Source organism: Zavarzinia sp., from assembly GCF_049306435.1.
Lineage (GTDB): Bacteria > Pseudomonadota > Alphaproteobacteria > Zavarziniales > Zavarziniaceae > Zavarzinia.
The window spans coordinates 77,336-91,390 of record NZ_JBAQRT010000209.1; the positions used below are offsets into that span (position 1 = coordinate 77,336).

At 67.4% G+C, this 14,055-nt stretch carries 20 protein-coding genes; 9 read left to right on the top strand and 11 right to left on the bottom strand.

Annotated elements, in window-relative coordinates:
- Positions 1–78: 78 nt before the first annotated feature.
- Positions 79–309, top strand: coding sequence for a hypothetical protein (locus WAZ62_RS12125; RefSeq protein ID WP_422643778.1), 231 nt, complete (start codon positions 79–81; stop codon positions 307–309).
- Here the strand turns inward: WAZ62_RS12125 and WAZ62_RS12130 are convergent, their stop codons facing one another.
- The 4 genes from WAZ62_RS12130 to ykgO form a co-directional block, all read right to left on the bottom strand.
- The gene (locus WAZ62_RS12130) at positions 310–717 is read right to left on the bottom strand and encodes a response regulator (protein ID WP_422643779.1); all 408 of its coding nucleotides are present in this window, start codon (positions 715–717) and stop codon (positions 310–312) included.
- A gap of 123 nt (positions 718–840) precedes the next feature.
- Positions 841–2,235 (bottom strand): methyl-accepting chemotaxis protein, encoded by a 1,395-nt coding sequence (locus tag WAZ62_RS12135; RefSeq protein WP_422643780.1) that lies wholly within the window; start codon positions 2,233–2,235, stop codon positions 841–843.
- A gap of 98 nt (positions 2,236–2,333) precedes the next feature.
- Complete coding sequence (locus WAZ62_RS12140) at positions 2,334–2,939, bottom strand: HAD family hydrolase (protein ID WP_422643781.1); 606 nt, start codon at positions 2,937–2,939, stop codon at positions 2,334–2,336.
- Between the two features lie 19 nt (positions 2,940–2,958).
- Positions 2,959–3,084, bottom strand: coding sequence for a type B 50S ribosomal protein L36 (gene ykgO / locus WAZ62_RS12145; RefSeq protein WP_109903173.1), 126 nt, complete (start codon positions 3,082–3,084; stop codon positions 2,959–2,961).
- A 217-nt stretch (positions 3,085–3,301) separates the two neighbouring features.
- Here ykgO and WAZ62_RS12150 point away from each other — a divergent pair, with 217 nt between their 5' ends.
- Positions 3,302–4,099 carry a crotonase/enoyl-CoA hydratase family protein gene (locus WAZ62_RS12150; protein WP_422643783.1) on the top strand — a complete coding sequence of 266 codons (798 nt, stop codon included), beginning with the start codon at positions 3,302–3,304 and terminating at the stop codon, positions 4,097–4,099.
- Here the strand turns inward: WAZ62_RS12150 and WAZ62_RS12155 are convergent, their stop codons facing one another.
- Genes WAZ62_RS12155 through WAZ62_RS12165 form a run of 3 tightly spaced genes read right to left on the bottom strand, consistent with a single transcriptional unit; the run spans position 4,100 to position 5,973 of the window.
- Positions 4,100–4,969: a lysophospholipid acyltransferase family protein gene (locus WAZ62_RS12155; protein WP_422643784.1), complete on the bottom strand. Its 870-nt coding sequence runs from the start codon at positions 4,967–4,969 to the stop codon at positions 4,100–4,102. It abuts the gene before it with no gap.
- Between the two features lie 10 nt (positions 4,970–4,979).
- The gene (locus WAZ62_RS12160; protein WP_422643785.1) at positions 4,980–5,717 is read right to left on the bottom strand and encodes a HesA/MoeB/ThiF family protein; all 738 of its coding nucleotides are present in this window, start codon (positions 5,715–5,717) and stop codon (positions 4,980–4,982) included.
- Between the two features lie 7 nt (positions 5,718–5,724).
- Positions 5,725–5,973 carry a DUF3297 family protein gene (locus WAZ62_RS12165; RefSeq protein ID WP_422643787.1) on the bottom strand — a complete coding sequence of 83 codons (249 nt, stop codon included), beginning with the start codon at positions 5,971–5,973 and terminating at the stop codon, positions 5,725–5,727.
- A 167-nt stretch (positions 5,974–6,140) separates the two neighbouring features.
- Between WAZ62_RS12165 and WAZ62_RS12170 the strand changes: the two genes are divergently transcribed.
- The 3 genes from WAZ62_RS12170 (at position 6,141) to WAZ62_RS12180 (ending at position 8,104) form a co-directional block, all read left to right on the top strand.
- The gene (locus WAZ62_RS12170; protein WP_422643788.1) at positions 6,141–7,034 is read left to right on the top strand and encodes an SHOCT domain-containing protein; all 894 of its coding nucleotides are present in this window, start codon (positions 6,141–6,143) and stop codon (positions 7,032–7,034) included.
- Between the two features lie 142 nt (positions 7,035–7,176).
- Complete coding sequence (gene rpmE, locus WAZ62_RS12175) at positions 7,177–7,401, top strand: 50S ribosomal protein L31 (protein WP_422643790.1); 225 nt, start codon at positions 7,177–7,179, stop codon at positions 7,399–7,401.
- A 232-nt stretch (positions 7,402–7,633) separates the two neighbouring features.
- Positions 7,634–8,104: an Hsp20 family protein gene (locus WAZ62_RS12180; protein ID WP_422643791.1), complete on the top strand. Its 471-nt coding sequence runs from the start codon at positions 7,634–7,636 to the stop codon at positions 8,102–8,104.
- A 153-nt stretch (positions 8,105–8,257) separates the two neighbouring features.
- On the opposite strand, the gene WAZ62_RS12185 is transcribed toward WAZ62_RS12180, so the two are convergent.
- On the bottom strand, positions 8,258–8,452 hold the full coding sequence (locus WAZ62_RS12185; protein WP_422643793.1) for a DUF1192 domain-containing protein: 195 nt from the start codon (positions 8,450–8,452) through the stop codon (positions 8,258–8,260).
- 57 nt (positions 8,453–8,509) lie between these two features.
- On the opposite strand from WAZ62_RS12185, the gene WAZ62_RS12190 reads away from it, so the two are divergent.
- Positions 8,510–9,508, top strand: a complete 999-nt coding sequence (locus tag WAZ62_RS12190) for an NAD(P)H-quinone oxidoreductase (protein ID WP_422643795.1) — start codon at positions 8,510–8,512, stop codon at positions 9,506–9,508.
- 122 nt (positions 9,509–9,630) lie between these two features.
- Positions 9,631–10,284, top strand: a complete 654-nt coding sequence (locus WAZ62_RS12195) for a DUF1013 domain-containing protein (RefSeq protein WP_422643796.1) — start codon at positions 9,631–9,633, stop codon at positions 10,282–10,284.
- A 55-nt stretch (positions 10,285–10,339) separates the two neighbouring features.
- On the opposite strand, the gene WAZ62_RS12200 is transcribed toward WAZ62_RS12195, so the two are convergent.
- The 3 genes from WAZ62_RS12200 to WAZ62_RS12210 are packed head-to-tail and all read right to left on the bottom strand — an operon-like array spanning position 10,340 to position 11,833.
- On the bottom strand, positions 10,340–10,972 hold the full coding sequence (locus tag WAZ62_RS12200) for a DUF599 domain-containing protein (protein ID WP_422643809.1): 633 nt from the start codon (positions 10,970–10,972) through the stop codon (positions 10,340–10,342).
- Positions 10,973–10,977: 5 nt separating this feature from the next.
- Positions 10,978–11,394: a DUF6691 family protein gene (locus WAZ62_RS12205; RefSeq protein WP_422643797.1), complete on the bottom strand. Its 417-nt coding sequence runs from the start codon at positions 11,392–11,394 to the stop codon at positions 10,978–10,980.
- A gap of 16 nt (positions 11,395–11,410) precedes the next feature.
- Positions 11,411–11,833 (bottom strand): YeeE/YedE family protein, encoded by a 423-nt coding sequence (locus WAZ62_RS12210; RefSeq protein ID WP_422643798.1) that lies wholly within the window; start codon positions 11,831–11,833, stop codon positions 11,411–11,413.
- A gap of 233 nt (positions 11,834–12,066) precedes the next feature.
- Between WAZ62_RS12210 and WAZ62_RS12215 the strand changes: the two genes are divergently transcribed.
- Both WAZ62_RS12215 and WAZ62_RS12220 read left to right on the top strand, forming a co-directional pair.
- Complete coding sequence (locus WAZ62_RS12215; RefSeq protein ID WP_422643800.1) at positions 12,067–12,498, top strand: hypothetical protein; 432 nt, start codon at positions 12,067–12,069, stop codon at positions 12,496–12,498.
- Between the two features lie 303 nt (positions 12,499–12,801).
- Positions 12,802–14,055 (top strand): ABC transporter transmembrane domain-containing protein (locus WAZ62_RS12220; RefSeq protein ID WP_422643802.1); only part of this gene is annotated, 1,254 nt, incomplete at its 3' end.

Here is a 14,055-nt window from a genome sequence, read left to right on the forward strand (position 1 = left end):
TGAGTTCATGATCAGAACTCCATGGCGAAAACAACGAGCGGAAGCCATCTTCATGCTCAGAAGCAATGGATGCAAGCCATGACCACCCTCGTTTTCAACACCAACCGCAACGCCGGCAACCTGCTGGCCCGCCTTGGCCGTCTTGTCGGCGTCATGATCGATGATCATGCGGCCCGGCGCACCCGGCGCATTCAGCGGCGTGAGTTGGCCCGGCTTGGCGCGACCTCGGGTCACCTGTTGACGGATATCGGCCTGCCGGCGACCGAAGCCGACGCCCCGCGCCGTCAGGCCGAATTCGCCAACTGGTAATTAGAGCAGGGCGGCCTTGACCACCCGCGACAGGCGGGCGAGATCGATCGGCTTTTCCACCAGGGCGAAAGCGCCGGATGTCGTGCTCAGGGCCGGGGTGACCCAGGTGGGGTTGCCCGTCATCAGGATGATGCGAACCGAGGGATCGCGCCGGTGCATGGCCTGCGCGATCTCGATGCCGTTCCAGCCCGGCAGGTCGATGTCGAGGACCGCGAGGTCCGGCCGATGCTGGCGCAGGGCGGCGGACAGGCTGGGGCCATCGCCCGCCTGCATGACCTGATAGCCCATCGACCCGAAATATTCCGCCAGTTCCTCGCGCAGCGCGACATGGTCATCCAGCACCAGGACCACCTTGGCGGCCGGCCCGGGGGCGGCGTGTCTCGGGGAAGGCGGGGGTGCGGACGACATGGCGGGTTTTCGGCTCCTCGGGCGGGGTTCAGGTCATTCACGCAAACATGCCGGGGGCATGGCTTGCAACTTCAACTGTTCCCATCGGGGCAGGTCCGGGAACAAAGCCGGGAAGATCGACGCTCACACGCGATAGCCGACACGAAAGCCGCCCCAATGTCGGCCGCCGATGGTGATCGGCACCGACAGATCCTTCATCAGGGCGAATTTTCCGCCGCCCATGTCGCGGCGATAGGATTGCAGCAGGAAGGGGCCGGTATTCCGCGCCGCGCCCATGCCGACACGATCGGTGAACAGGCGCCGGTTCCGGCAGTTGGCGGCATTCCAGTCCGGGTCGCGGCCCTGAGGGCGGGAAAAGGCTTCATTATGGGTCGGCAGATAGCCGTTGCGGTCGATGGCGACGGCGAAAACCACATGTGGATCGGCCCCCAGGACAGGCTCCTGAATCGCCGGCAGGATCTTGTCGGTCAGGCTGGTGAAGCGGGTCATGAACTGTCGCGGCGTGCTGCCGGCGATCTCCACGTAGTTTTCGTCGAACAGATCGGCGGTCTGGACCCGGCCGCTGGCGAGTTCGCGGCCAAGGGCGGCCTCGATCGCGTCGCGGGCCGTCATGGCGGCGGCCAGCACCAGCGTATCCGTGGTCTCGATACCCGGCACCACGGTTTGCCCCAGCAGATGTTCGGCGATACCGAGCACGTTGGCGCCGCGGTCCCGGGCCTGCGTGAGGGAATGCGACGACCGCTCGACCCCGTCGGCCATGGTGGTGACGGTGCCGACCAGCCCGTCGACCCGGGCCGCGATACTGTCGGCGGCGCCGGCGATGGCGCCGATACCGTCGTCGACGGTGGCGAAGCGGCGGGCCAGTTCGCCGATGGCGGCGCCAATCGTGGAGGTCCCCTGTTCGACCGCTTCCGCGCGCTGGCTGGCGGCGTCGCTTTCCTCGACCAGGCGGGCGCTCTGCTTGCCCAGCATGGCCAGCGTCGCGTCGATCTCGGTCGTCGCGACCGAGGTCGAGCGGGCGAGGGCCTTCACTTCGGCGGCGACGACGGCGAAGCCCCGGCCGGCTTCGCCGGCGCGGGCGGCCTCGATCGAGGCGTTGAGGGCGAGGAGATTGGTCTGGCGGGCGATGCCATCGATACCGCGCGCGACCTTGCGCACATCCTCGAGCGAGGCGACGAGTTTCCGCAATTCGGCGGCGACGGCGACGGCGTTGGCGACGAGGCCGCGGATTTCGGCCAGCGACAGGCCGACTTCGCTCTCGCTCCGGCGCATGGCCTCGGCGGCGGAACGACTGGTTTCCCGCGCATCGGTCACGGCGTTGAGAATGGTGCGGTTCGAGCCCGCGAGTTCGTCGGCGTCGAGGCGCAACTGGCTGAATGCCCGCGCCTGGCCCTCGACCTCGGTGGCGACCGTCTCGACAAGGCCGGTGACGTCGGCGATCTCGACGCCGAGAAGCCCGGCATCCTTCGCGATATGAACTAGCGCCGTCTGCGCGGCCTTTTCCTGGTGCTGATGCATTCCGCCCCCTGTGAAGTCACGGGTGGCCCCTGCAATGGTTGTACGGGCGAGAGGCTTAAGGGGTCATTAAGGCTGGCCCCGGCGCGCGCCCTGGCCCTTCAGATCAGCCCGCGCGCCATCAGGTCCGCGCGCAGGCCATCGGCACCCCTGAAATGATGGGTCTCGAAACCAAGGGCGGCGGCGGCGGCGACATTGGCCGCCAGATCGTCGATGAACAGGCTGGTTTCCGGGCGGATGCCGAATCGATCGCAGGCGCGGCGAAAGATCTCGGGATCGGGCTTGGCCAGCTTCTCGATTCCCGAAACGAGCACGTCGCGGAAATGGCCGAGGAACGGAAACAGCGAAAGCCCGTGCGGCCATTTGTCCGCCGGGTAATTGGTGATGGCGAAGAGGGGCGTGCCCCTCTCGTGCAGCTTTTCCAGCAGCTCGACCGAACCCGGAATGGTGCCGGCGAACATCGCCGGCCATTCCTCGTCCCAGGCGCGGATCAGATCCGCCTTGTCGGGATGGCGCGCGGCCAGGTCGCGGACGTTCTCGGCCATGGGCACGCCGGCGTCACAGCGCGTGTGCCATGTCATGGAACAGACGGAGGACAGGAATTCCTCCATCGCCGCTTCGTCGGCACCGAAGCGCCGACGATAGAGGTATCGCGGATCCCAGTCGATCAGCACCTTGCCGAGATCGAAGACGACCGCGGCGACCATGGATCGACGGGCTCCGGCCTCAGCCCTGGCGGGCCTTGTAGCGGGGCTGCGTCTTGTTGATCACATAGACGCGGCCACGACGACGGATCACGCGGCAATCGCGATGACGGGTCTTCAGAGTCTTCAGGGAATTGACGATCTTCATGACAACCAACCCGGCCCTACGGCCATAAACGAGAGCGGCGCCCGAGGCGCCGAAAAGTGAGCGCGGACCATACTGTCGCCTGCCATCCCTGTCAATCCGTCAGGAACCGGCGGATCAGGGGGACGGCGATCAGGGGAAAGCCCCTTGCATAAGCCCGGCGCCTATGGACCATGCCTCGCACCCGAAGATCAAGCACAAGAACAAAGGAAACGACGTAATGAGCGCGCGCCACGAGGACGGCCAGATCACCACCGAATTGCTGGAAGGCGGGGTTTTCGCCATCTGTATCGACCGGGCCGAGAAGCGCAACGGTTTCACCCCGAAGATGCTGCATGAGCTGGCGCAGGCCTATACGGCGCTGGAAGACACGGCCGGGGCCCGGGTCGGCCTGCTGCACGCGGCGGGCGGACATTTCACCGGCGGGCTCGACCTGCCGAAGATGGCGGCATCCCAGCGAGACGGCGATCCGCTGTTTCCCGATGGCCTGGTCGATCCCCTCGGCCTCAACGGCCGGCGCTCGTCGAAGCCGGTGGTGGTCGCGACCGCGGGCATCTGCTTCACCATCGGGATCGAGCTGATTCTCGCCGCCGATATCGCCATCGCCGCCAGCGACAGCCGTTTCGCCCAGCTCGAGGTGAAGCGGGGCATCATGGCCTATGGCGGTGCCACCATCCGCATGGCGCAGCGCGCCGGCTGGGGCAATGCCATGAAGCTGATTCTCACCGGCGACGATTTCGATGCGCGGACGGCGCGCGACTACGGCTTCGTGCAGGACGTGGTCGAGCCGGGGACGGAATTCGAGGCCGCGCTGGCGATCGCCCGGCGAATCGCCCAACAGGCGCCGCTGGCGGTGCAGGCCAGCCTCGCCAACGCGCGGCTTGCCCTGCTCGACGGGCCGAAAGCGGCGATCGGCGATCTCTCGGCGGTGACGGCCCGACTGGCCGCGACCGGGGATGCGGCGGAAGGTGTCGCCTCCTTCAAGGAAAAGCGCCCGCCCGCCTATCGTGGCGTCTGATCAGGCGCTGCCGCGCATCCGCCGCCACAAGCCTTTGGCCAGCGGCAGGGCGCGGCGGCGGAACTGCCGGTCCGGGTCTTCGGCCTGTTTCGCCAGCAGGGTTTCGATCCCGCTTTCCACCGCCGTCTCGACCTCGCGGCGGAGCGCCCAGGCATTGTCATCGGTGGCATCGCCGCCGAATCGCCCCGTGTCGATCGCCGGGGCGAAGTGGAAGTAGTAGCGCTCCGGCCGGGGCAGGGCGGTCAGGCCGAGGCCGCGGTAAAGCCCGACATAGTCGGGCTTCAGCTTCAGCCGGCGGGCAAGGGCGGCCGCCCCCGGGATATTCAGCATCTCGTCCGAACCCATCAGGACCGAATAGCTGTCGTCGGCGCCGACGGCGGAAAAGGGCACGACCTTGCAGCCTGCCTCGATCGCCAGCCGGGCAAAGCCGATCCGCTGCTTCCAGCGCAGGTGATATTGTTCGCCCTTGCGCTTGAAAACCTCGCCCACCCCGCCCGGATAGACGACGACATGGGCGCCCACCGCCATCAGGGCGCGGAAGCCGTCAGGGGTGCCCTCGACGGCGCCGGCGGCCCGGAACAGGTCGCGCCAGGCGGGAATGCGGAAATGGACATGGTCGGCCAGGCCGCGCGGCCAGATGCCGAGACGCTGACGCAGGCCAAAGCACATGATGGCGGCATCGAGCGTGCCCATCATGCCGTGGTTGCCGACCATCAGCACAGGACCTTCGACCGGAATATTCTCGATCCCCTCGAAGACGGGATCGGTCAGCGCGCCCCAGAGTTCGACGGCCGGGCCGACCAGGCGCCGCAACCGGCCGAAATCCTCGTCGCTATAGGGGCGGACAGGCGGCGCTGCGGTATCGCTCATGACGGGGGTCCTATCCCCCGCCGCACACCGGGCAGGCAGGGTCCTTGGCAAGACGGAGGGTGCGGAAGCGGGTGTACAAAGCGTCGTAGAGCACAAGACGGCCAGCGAGGCTTTCACCCATGCCGACCAATTCCTTCAGCGCCTCGACCGCCATCAGGCTGCCGATCACGCCGGTCATGGCGCCGAGAACACCCTGGCCCGCGCAATCGGCGGCGGCCGTGGTGCCTTCGGGCACGAAGCAATGGTAACAGGGCTGGCCACGGAAGGTGGCGACCTGCCCCTCGAACTGGGATACGGCCCCGGAAACCAGCGGGCGCCTGGCGGCGACGCAGGCCCGGTTGACCGCATGGCGCGTGGCGAAATTATCGGTTCCGTCCAGTACCAGATCGTAGGATTTCACCAGATCGTGCGCCGCCGCCTCGTCCAAATGAAGGGGGTGCAGTTCGATGGCGATATCGGGGTCCAGCCGGTGCAGGGCTTCGGCAGCGGCCTCGACCTTGGGCCGGCCGACGTCCTCGGTGCGATAGAGGATCTGGCGTTGCAGATTGGACAGGGCAACCGTGTCGGCATCGACGAGGCCGATGGTGCCGACGCCGGCCGCCGCGAGATAGAGCGCGGCCGGCGCGCCGAGGCCGCCCGCCCCGACGATCAGCACTCGCGAGGCGAGCAGCCTGGCCTGACCGGCCCCGCCCACCTCCCGCAGGATGATGTGCCGGGCATAGCGGTCCAGCTGCTCGTCGCTCAGCATGAGGGGGTCAGCCTTCCGGCGTGTCGCGCAGGAACGGCTCGACCGGGCCCTTGAGGAGAATGGTCAGCGGATTGCCGAAACGGTCGCGGGCATTGCCGGCGGCGACGCGGATCCAGCCCTCGCTGATGCAATATTCGTCGACATTGGTCTTTTCGACACCCTTGAAGCGGATGCCGATGCCGCGCTTCAGGAGGTCTTCGTTGTAGTGGGGGCTCTTCGGATTGGTGGAAAGCCGATCGGGCAGGCTGTCGCTCATGGGGAATGACCATCAGGTTACGGGAATGGCCGCCAGTAATAGCCAGCAATTGCCGCCGTGCCAATCCCGGGGGCGGAATCTGTGGCCGTCCCGCCGTTGCACCTCGCCATCGCGGCGCGATTGGCGCATTGTGGCGGCCAAGCTCCCCCTCCCTCCCAGGATCCACAATGCGACAGCTTTCACCTGCCGGGCAGCAGGCCGTCAACGACATCGCCCAGCGCCATGGTTTCAGCCCCGACGCGGTCGCCAGCATGTTGGGCAGCGTGATCGACGGCAACGGCAGCATGGCCCAGTTCAATCACCCGGAATTCGCCGGCTCCGGCCAATGGATGCGCGGCGGCATGATCATGCTCTCCGACATGTTCAACAATTACCTGAAGGGCCGGGTCGATGGCCTGTGCACCGAATTGTCGAATCTCGTCGCCAATCAGCCCGACCTGATCCGCACCGGCTCGTTCCAGTCGCAATCGCAGGGCGGCCAGTATCAGGGTGGCCCCTACCAGAACAGCCAGTATCAGGGCAGCGGGGGGAGTGGCGGCATGGAAGCCGGTTTTGGCGCGGCCAGCCTGTTCGTGCCGCCGCCGCCGGGGCAGGGCGCCAACTGGTGGCCGGCGGACCTCGGCTTCGCCTCATCGACCGGGGCGCAGAACGATGTCCGCTATGCCTATTTCGCCGACAGCCGGCGCCTCGCGATCGCGACCGGCGGCCATGTCACGGTCTATGACACGCTGGACCACAATATCGGCGGCTTCTCCCAGCAGCAGTCCTATGGCGGCTCGCTCAGCTTCACCAGCCAATATGGCCTTGTCGATGTCGCCGGCCTGCCGGTGGTCTCGATCGACGGCCAGGCCCCGCCCGCGCCGCCGCAGCCGGTCTACGCCCCGCCGGTCTATGTCCCGCCGGTCTCCATGCCCCCCGCTTTCGAATCGCCGGCGCCGGCCCCCGCGGCCGAAGGCGATATCTTCGCGGCGATCGAGAAACTGGCGGCGCTGCACGCCAAGGGCATCCTGACCGATCAGGAATTCGGCGCGAAGAAGGCGGAACTCCTGTCCCGCCTGTGAGACCGGGAAGGCGGCAGCGGCAATTTTCTCCAATGACCATTGCCAAGGGCCGGCAATTCCGTTAGGAACGCGGCTTCTCGACACAAGGTCGATCAGATTTTCTCGTGGCCGGCGGCAGGTTCCGTGGTCAAGGAGCAGAGTGATGAAGGAAGGCATTCACCCCGACTACCATGTCGTCACGGTCGAAATGACGGACGGCACGGTATTCCAGACCCGGTCCACCTGGGGCAAGGAAGGCGATGTGTTGAAGCTCGATATCGACAAGAGCTCGCATCCCGCCTGGACCGGCGGCAATCAGCGCATCATCGACACGGGCGGCATGGTCGCGCGTTTCAACAAGCGCTTCTCCAAGTTCGGCATCAAGTAATCCCGCGCCGCCTGGCGGCGCAGTGAATGATCCCGCGCCTGTCGGCGCGCGTGATGGAAAAGGGCGGCCTCCGGGTCGCCCTTTTTCGTTTTCAGCCCCCTTGAAGGGGCATTTCCCCGCACCTACCTGAGGAGTGCCGGATGCCCGCATGGGGTTCGGCCCGCAGGTCCGCCCGATGGTCGGGGGGCCCGCCGCAAGACGAAACTCGCCTTTGCTCGTCAGGAGAATTGCGATGCGCTCTGCCTTTGATTTCTCGCCCCTCATGCGTTCGACCATCGGTTTCGACCGGGTTTCCCGCCTGCTCGACAGCGCGGCCCGCGTGGACGAGGCGGCCAACAGCTACCCGCCCTACAACATCGAAAAGGCCGGTGACGACCGTTACCGCATTTCCATGGCGGTGGCCGGTTTCGCCCCCGAAGCTCTCGATGTCACGGTGAAGGAAAACATGCTCGTGATCGCCGGCAAGGCGCGCGAGGATCAGTCCGGTGTCGAATATCTGCATCGCGGCATCGCCGCCCGCGCCTTCGAGCGCCGCTTCGAACTCGCCGATACCATCAAGGTGGTGAACGCCAGCTTCGAGAATGGCCTGCTGCACATCGAACTCGTGCGCGAGGTGCCGGAAGCGAAGAAGCCGCGCCAGATCGCGATCGAGACCCGCGCGGTCGCCGCCGGCCCGCAGATCGAGCACCAGCACGCCGCCTGATCCGGTTTCAGGCCCCCAAAAAGCGACGGGCTGCCCAATGGGCAGCCCGTTCTTTTGTGATGCCGTCCCTGTGAAGACTTGCGGGGGTGATCATGCGTATTCGACCCGCCTGCGTCAACCCGCCACATGGGGGCGGTGGCAAGATTCTTTCGCCTAGATCTTGAAAAAAGCGGCTGCCGCATCGCGGCTGGCCTGTTTCTTGGATATTGCTTCCACACAGCGGGCGATTTCCGCCTTCGCGCTGGATATCCGCGCCTCCAGGTCCTCGATCGAGAGGGGATCGAGGGCGATCGGCTCGATCGCCACCCCTGCCTTCGGTCGCGGCCGCTCTTCGGGATCGAATACCATCCTTGCCTCGTGCCTCGTCCTCGCCTAACCAACGATGAGAATAGCATGGAGCGAGCGATGTCGACCCCTCCCGAAACCATGACCGCGATCGCGATCACCAGCCCCGGCGGTCCCGAGGTGCTGAAACCGGTCCGCCTGCCGGTGCCGCGTCCGGGGCCCGGCGAAGTGCTGATCCGCCTCGCCGCGGCGGGGGTCAACCGGCCCGACGTGTTGCAGCGCCTCGGCGCCTATCCGCCGCCGCCCGGCGCGCCCGAGACGCCGGGCCTCGAAGGCGCGGGCACGATCGTCGCCCTCGGCCCCGAGGTGTCGCGCTTCGCCATCGGCGACCGGGTGATGGCGCTGCTCGCGGGCGGGGGCTATGCCGAATATGCCGTCGCCCCGGCGGCGCAGTGCCTGCCGGTGCCGGACGGCCTGTCGATGGTCGAGGCGGCGGCCATCCCCGAGACCTTCTTCACCGTCTGGACCAATGTCTTCGACCGGGGCGGCCTGCAGCCGGGCGAGAGTTTCCTTGTCCATGGCGGCGCCAGCGGCATCGGCACCACGGCGATCCAGTTGGCCTCCGCCCTCGGCGCCCGGGTCTTCACCACGGTGGGCGGCGAGGCCAAGCGGGCGCCCCTGATGGCCCTCGGCGCAGAGCGGGTGATCGACTACAAGACGGAAGATTTCGTCGAGGTGATCAAGGCCGAGACCGGCAAGAAGGGCGTCGACGTCGTGCTCGACATGGTCGGCGGCGATTATGTCGCGCGCAACATCGCCTGCATGGCGACGGGCGGCCGCCTTGTCTATATCGCCTTCCTGCAGGGCTCGCAGGTCGAGGTCAATCTGATGCCGGTGATGCTGAAGCGCCTGACCATCACCGGCTCGACCCTGCGCATCCGCTCGGTCGCCGACAAGGCCAGGATCGCGGCTTCGCTCGAGGCGACGGTCTGGCCGCTGCTGGCGGCGGGGAAGATCCGCCCGGTGATCGACCGCAGCTTCCCCCTCGCGGACGCGGCCGGCGCGCACGAGAGGATGGACGACCGTGATCATCTGGGCAAGATTGTGCTGGAGATGTAAGCCTGTCGGCAGCGTGCAGGGTTTGACGTCCGTGCGCACCGCGACTATATAGCCCTATCGCTAAAGGCCATGATCGTGGCAGCGGCAGGCCGGAAGGCCGGTCGCAACGGTGGAGAATTGACATGACCCTGCCCCTGATGCCCAAGGCCACCGCCGTCTGGCTGGTGGAGAACACGGCGCTGACCTTCGACCAGATCGCGAAATTCTGCGGTCTGCATCCGCTCGAAGTGAAGGGCATCGCCGATGGCGAAGTCTTCCAGGGCATCGTGGGGCTCGATCCGGTGGCTCATGGCCAGCTGGTCCAGAGCGAGCTGGACAAGGCCCAGACCAATCCCCGCTACGAAATGAAGGTCAGCGAGTCGGCCAATCCGCCGCCGCGTTCGCGCTCCAAGGGGCCGCGCTACACGCCGGTCTCGCGCCGGCAGGACCGGCCGGACGCCATCGCCTGGCTGCTGCGCCATCATCCCGAACTGTCGGATGCCCAGGTCTGTCGTCTGATCGGCACGACCAAGCCGACCATCAAGGCGGTGCGCGACCGCAGCCACTGGAACAGCCAGAACATCAAGCCGGTCGACCCCGTGACCCTCGGCCTGTGCAGCCAGATCGAACTCGATCAGGCGGTCCAGAAGGCGGCGGACCGTGTGAAGGGCGAAGGCGCCCCCGACGACGAGGATGATTACGACGAAGCCAATGCCCCCGAGACCCTGGAGGCCCTGATCGAAGTCGAGGCCGAAGAGGTCGAGGAAGAGGGCGTGGCGCCCGGCTGGGCCAACTGAGCCGCTCTTTCTTTCGGTGACGCGACGGCCGGGGTTTTCCCCGGCCGTTTTCGTTTCAGGCCGATGGATGGCGCCGGTCGAAATAGGCCAGCACCAGAATGACCACGATCGCGCCCGGCAGCACTGACAGGGGCTCGAACAGGCCGACGACCAGCGGGGCGAGATAGACCATGGTGCGCAGGCTGTCGCTGTAATAGCGCCCGGCGAGGGCGACGTAATGCCGTGCCGTGAGGCGGTCATCCTCGCTCGCCGAGACGCCGAAGCCGACGAGATAGGACAGGTGGTTGTAGAAACGCGCCGACTGGGTGGCGAAGAGGAAAGCCGTGAACAGCACGACGACGAGGAGGGCGCCGATCGCCAGCTGGACCGGGCGGACAGCCGCTTCCTCCGGGCTTTCAGCGATGCGCAGGGCCAGATGGGCGGCGACCGGCCCAACGAGGCTGATCGTGCCCATGATCGCGATCACCGTGGTCGAGGCGACGATACTGGCCGCCATCAGCGAATTGCGCAGGGTCTGGACCGCGACGATCTCCTGCCCCGGCCGGGCCATCAGCGCGTCCAGCCAGCGCTCGCGCATGGTGACATGGCGCTGGCGGGCGGTCTGGCGGCGGCGCTGGTGCCATTCGAAGGCCAGGATGGCGATGGCGCCGGCCGCGAGGGCCAGCCAGCGCCAGAGATCCGCCGACATCGCCGTCAACCGCGCGCCCTGATGACGCGCACCGTGATCATGCCCGCGATCATGGCGCCGACGAGGGCGAAGACCTCGCCATTGCCGGCGATCAGCGACGACAGCGCGGGGCCGGGGCAATAGCCGGCGAGACCCCAGCCGATGCCGAACAGCGCGGCGCCGCCGACCAGCGGGGCGTCGATATCCGTCCGCGTCGGGATCTGGAACTTGGTATCGAGCACCGGCTTCGGCCGGGCGAGGACAAGGCGGTAGCCGATGAAGGTGACGATGACGCCCGCGCCCATGACGAAGGCGAGGGCGGGGTTCCAGGCCCCGGCGAGATCGAGGAAGCCGATGACCTTGGCGGGATCGGTCATGCCGGCGAGGGCAAGGCCCAGGCCGAAGATCAGCCCGGCGACAAGGGCGGTGATGGTGCGTGCCATGATGGTTGCCCCAGGATCAGAGAAGGTGACGGACGACGAAGACGGTCGCGACGCCGGTCGCCATGAAGGTGCCGACGGCGACGAAGCTGCGCTTCGACAGGCGCGACAGGCCGCAGATGCCATGGCCCGAGGTGCAGCCCGAGCCCAGCGCGGTGCCGACGCCGACGATGAAGCCGGCGATGATCATCATCGGCAGGCCGACGACGGGGGCACCGATGCCGCTCTCGCCGGTGACGGCCTGAAGCAGCAGCGGGCCGCCCAGCAGGCCGGCGATGAAGGCGATGCGCCAGACGGCTTCGCCGCCCCTCGCCGGGGCGGGCGGCAACAGGGTGCCGAGGATGCCGCTGATCCCGGTGATTCGCCCCATCATCCCCATCATGAGGATGGCGGACAGCGCGATCAGCGCGCCCCCGATCGTCGGCGAAATGAATTGTTCCATGGCTGTGCCCCGTTTCGGCTGGTCTGTTTCATTATATATAATCGTAAAATATAAATTGGAATAGGGCCGGCGTTGATCTTCCCGCAGGGCGGGGGCGTGCGTGGCGCGGGGATCGGGTCCCGTGCCGCGCCCATCTGTCGCTGCGCGCTTGCGTCGCTGCGCGGTTCTGTCCCATTGCCGGAAGGCGGCGGGCAGGCTTACCTCGGAAGCGTCAAAGCGGTGGAATGTACTCCATGCGGTCACTTTCGGCATATCGGCACACCGGCCGGCGTCACATGATGGCGCTGCTGGCCGGCCTTGCCCTGTGTCTGCAGGTGATCGCGCCGCTGTCGCCCATGCATGGCGGCCGCATCAATTCGCTGGCCGCGTTGCAGGCGGCTCTCGAGGCGCTTTGCAGTACTGGCGGGAAGGCGCCGGCCGACCGGCCCGCGCCGGCCTTGCCGGGCCACGACTGTCAGATCTGCATCACCCAGGCCGTCGCCGGCCTCGGGCTTCTTCCTTTCACCCTGGCGCTGGTCGTGCCCGGGGGATATGGCCAATCGGACTGGCACCAGCAGCCCCTCACTGCGCCGGACCTGATCCATGTCGCCGACGTCCAGCCGCGTGGGCCTCCCGCCGCGCGGGCGATCGTGCCCGGTAACATCGGGCCGGCAAGCCCCCTGTAACGCGGCGGGTTTGACAGAACCCCAGGCGTTCCCGTGGCGGCGGACCGGCGATACTGGTCGCGCGTCAAGAATTCACTCCCGACCCGCCCCGTCAGGGTGCCGCCGGACCTGAAACCATCCACCCGTCAAACGAGAATGTCGCAGGGCGCGCTGCGCTTGTTCCTGTCATCATATGCGCATACTGTAATTTCAATAATAATTGAAATTGCGGCGAGCGTGGAGCCAACCCCATGAATCCTCCGCTCCATTTTCCGGTCTTCCTTGCCCTGGCTGCCACCTACCGGGTGGCTGTGGGTTGATGGCATGACCGTGACCCGTGCCCCGACTGTTCGCCGCTTGGAGGCGGGAAGCCTGCTTTCCGTCCTGGCCGCGCTGATCTGGCTGCCGCAGGCGGCGCTGCTGGCCCATGCCGTGCAGCGCCTGGCCGCGGGCGGCGGGCTTGGCGATATCCTGGTGCCGGCGGCGCTCGTGCTTGGCCTTGGCCTCCTGCGGCCCCTGGCGGAAGCGGCGGGGGTGCGGCTGTCCTATCGGCGGGCGCGGCATCTGCTGGGCGAGGCCCGGAGCCATGCCCTGCGTCGGCTGGCGACCGGCTCCCCCCTCGATCCCCGGCGGCATCCGGCCGGGCTTGCCGCCTCGGTGCTGGCCGAACAGGCGGAAACCCTGCTGCCCTATCTCTCGCGGTTCCAGCCGGTGCGCCTGCGGGTCGCCCTGGTGCCGCCGCTGATTCTGGCGGCCGTGTTCAGCCAATCCTGGCTGGCGGCGCTGATTCTGCTGCTCGCGGCGCCGCTGATTCCGGTGTTCATGGCGCTGGTCGGCTGGCGTGCCAAGGCGGCGAGCGAAGCGCAGATGATCGAGATGGGCGGCATGAACGCCTTTCTGCTCGATCGGCTGCGGGGCCTCGCCACCATTCGCGGCCTCGGCGCCATCGAGGCGACGGCCGAGCGGCTGGCGGCCAGTGCCCGGGGCCTGCAACAACGCACCATGGCGGTGCTGCGCATCGCTTTCCTGTCTTCGGCGGTGCTTGAGCTGTTCTCGGCGCTGGGCGTTGCCATGGTCGCGGTCTATGTCGGCTTTCACCTGCTGGGCCAGCTCGAATTCGGCGCCTGGGGCGGCAAGCTCGACCTCGGGCAGGGCCTGTTCATCCTCATGCTCGCGCCCGCCTTCTTCGAGCCGCTGCGCGATCTCTCGGCCGTCTGGCACGACCGCGCGGCCGGTGTCGCCGCCGAGGAAAGCCTGGCGCGGCTGGCGGCGCCCGGTCTTGAAGTGCCCGGCGCCCTCGACGAGACGGTGGGGGGGGCAGGGGCCGTACCCGGTGTCGAGATCAGCCATCTTCATTTCCGGCACGAAGGCGCCGCTGAACCTGTGTTCGCGGATTTCAGCCTGTCGATCCGGCCGGGCGAGCATGTCGCGCTGACCGCGCCTTCGGGGTCGGGCAAGTCCACCCTTCTGTCGCTGATCGCGGGCCTTGCCCCGGTGGAGTCGGGGGCGATCGTCCTGGGCGGCACGGCGCTGACCGCCGGGACCGCCGCCGGCCTGCGCGGCCGCATCGCCTGGATC

What these genes read in the sequence shown, in the direction of transcription:
- WAZ62_RS12125 (WP_422643778.1), top strand. Translation starts at nt 79, where the DNA reads ATGACCACCCTCGTTTTCAACACCAACCGCAACGCCGGCAACCTGCTG.
- WAZ62_RS12130 (WP_422643779.1), bottom strand. Translation starts at nt 717, where the DNA reads ATGTCGTCCGCACCCCCGCCTTCCCCGAGACACGCCGCCCCCGGGCCG.
- WAZ62_RS12135 (WP_422643780.1), bottom strand. Translation starts at nt 2,235, where the DNA reads ATGCATCAGCACCAGGAAAAGGCCGCGCAGACGGCGCTAGTTCATATC.
- WAZ62_RS12140 (WP_422643781.1), bottom strand. Translation starts at nt 2,939, where the DNA reads ATGGTCGCCGCGGTCGTCTTCGATCTCGGCAAGGTGCTGATCGACTGG.
- ykgO (WP_109903173.1), bottom strand. Translation starts at nt 3,084, where the DNA reads ATGAAGATCGTCAATTCCCTGAAGACTCTGAAGACCCGTCATCGCGAT.
- WAZ62_RS12150 (WP_422643783.1), top strand. Translation starts at nt 3,302, where the DNA reads ATGAGCGCGCGCCACGAGGACGGCCAGATCACCACCGAATTGCTGGAA.
- WAZ62_RS12155 (WP_422643784.1), bottom strand. Translation starts at nt 4,969, where the DNA reads ATGAGCGATACCGCAGCGCCGCCTGTCCGCCCCTATAGCGACGAGGAT.
- WAZ62_RS12160 (WP_422643785.1), bottom strand. Translation starts at nt 5,717, where the DNA reads ATGCTGAGCGACGAGCAGCTGGACCGCTATGCCCGGCACATCATCCTG.
- WAZ62_RS12165 (WP_422643787.1), bottom strand. Translation starts at nt 5,973, where the DNA reads ATGAGCGACAGCCTGCCCGATCGGCTTTCCACCAATCCGAAGAGCCCC.
- WAZ62_RS12170 (WP_422643788.1), top strand. Translation starts at nt 6,141, where the DNA reads ATGCGACAGCTTTCACCTGCCGGGCAGCAGGCCGTCAACGACATCGCC.
- rpmE (WP_422643790.1), top strand. Translation starts at nt 7,177, where the DNA reads ATGAAGGAAGGCATTCACCCCGACTACCATGTCGTCACGGTCGAAATG.
- WAZ62_RS12180 (WP_422643791.1), top strand. Translation starts at nt 7,634, where the DNA reads ATGCGCTCTGCCTTTGATTTCTCGCCCCTCATGCGTTCGACCATCGGT.
- WAZ62_RS12185 (WP_422643793.1), bottom strand. Translation starts at nt 8,452, where the DNA reads ATGGTATTCGATCCCGAAGAGCGGCCGCGACCGAAGGCAGGGGTGGCG.
- WAZ62_RS12190 (WP_422643795.1), top strand. Translation starts at nt 8,510, where the DNA reads ATGTCGACCCCTCCCGAAACCATGACCGCGATCGCGATCACCAGCCCC.
- WAZ62_RS12195 (WP_422643796.1), top strand. Translation starts at nt 9,631, where the DNA reads ATGACCCTGCCCCTGATGCCCAAGGCCACCGCCGTCTGGCTGGTGGAG.
- WAZ62_RS12200 (WP_422643809.1), bottom strand. Translation starts at nt 10,972, where the DNA reads ATGTCGGCGGATCTCTGGCGCTGGCTGGCCCTCGCGGCCGGCGCCATC.
- WAZ62_RS12205 (WP_422643797.1), bottom strand. Translation starts at nt 11,394, where the DNA reads ATGGCACGCACCATCACCGCCCTTGTCGCCGGGCTGATCTTCGGCCTG.
- WAZ62_RS12210 (WP_422643798.1), bottom strand. Translation starts at nt 11,833, where the DNA reads ATGGAACAATTCATTTCGCCGACGATCGGGGGCGCGCTGATCGCGCTG.
- WAZ62_RS12215 (WP_422643800.1), top strand. Translation starts at nt 12,067, where the DNA reads ATGCGGTCACTTTCGGCATATCGGCACACCGGCCGGCGTCACATGATG.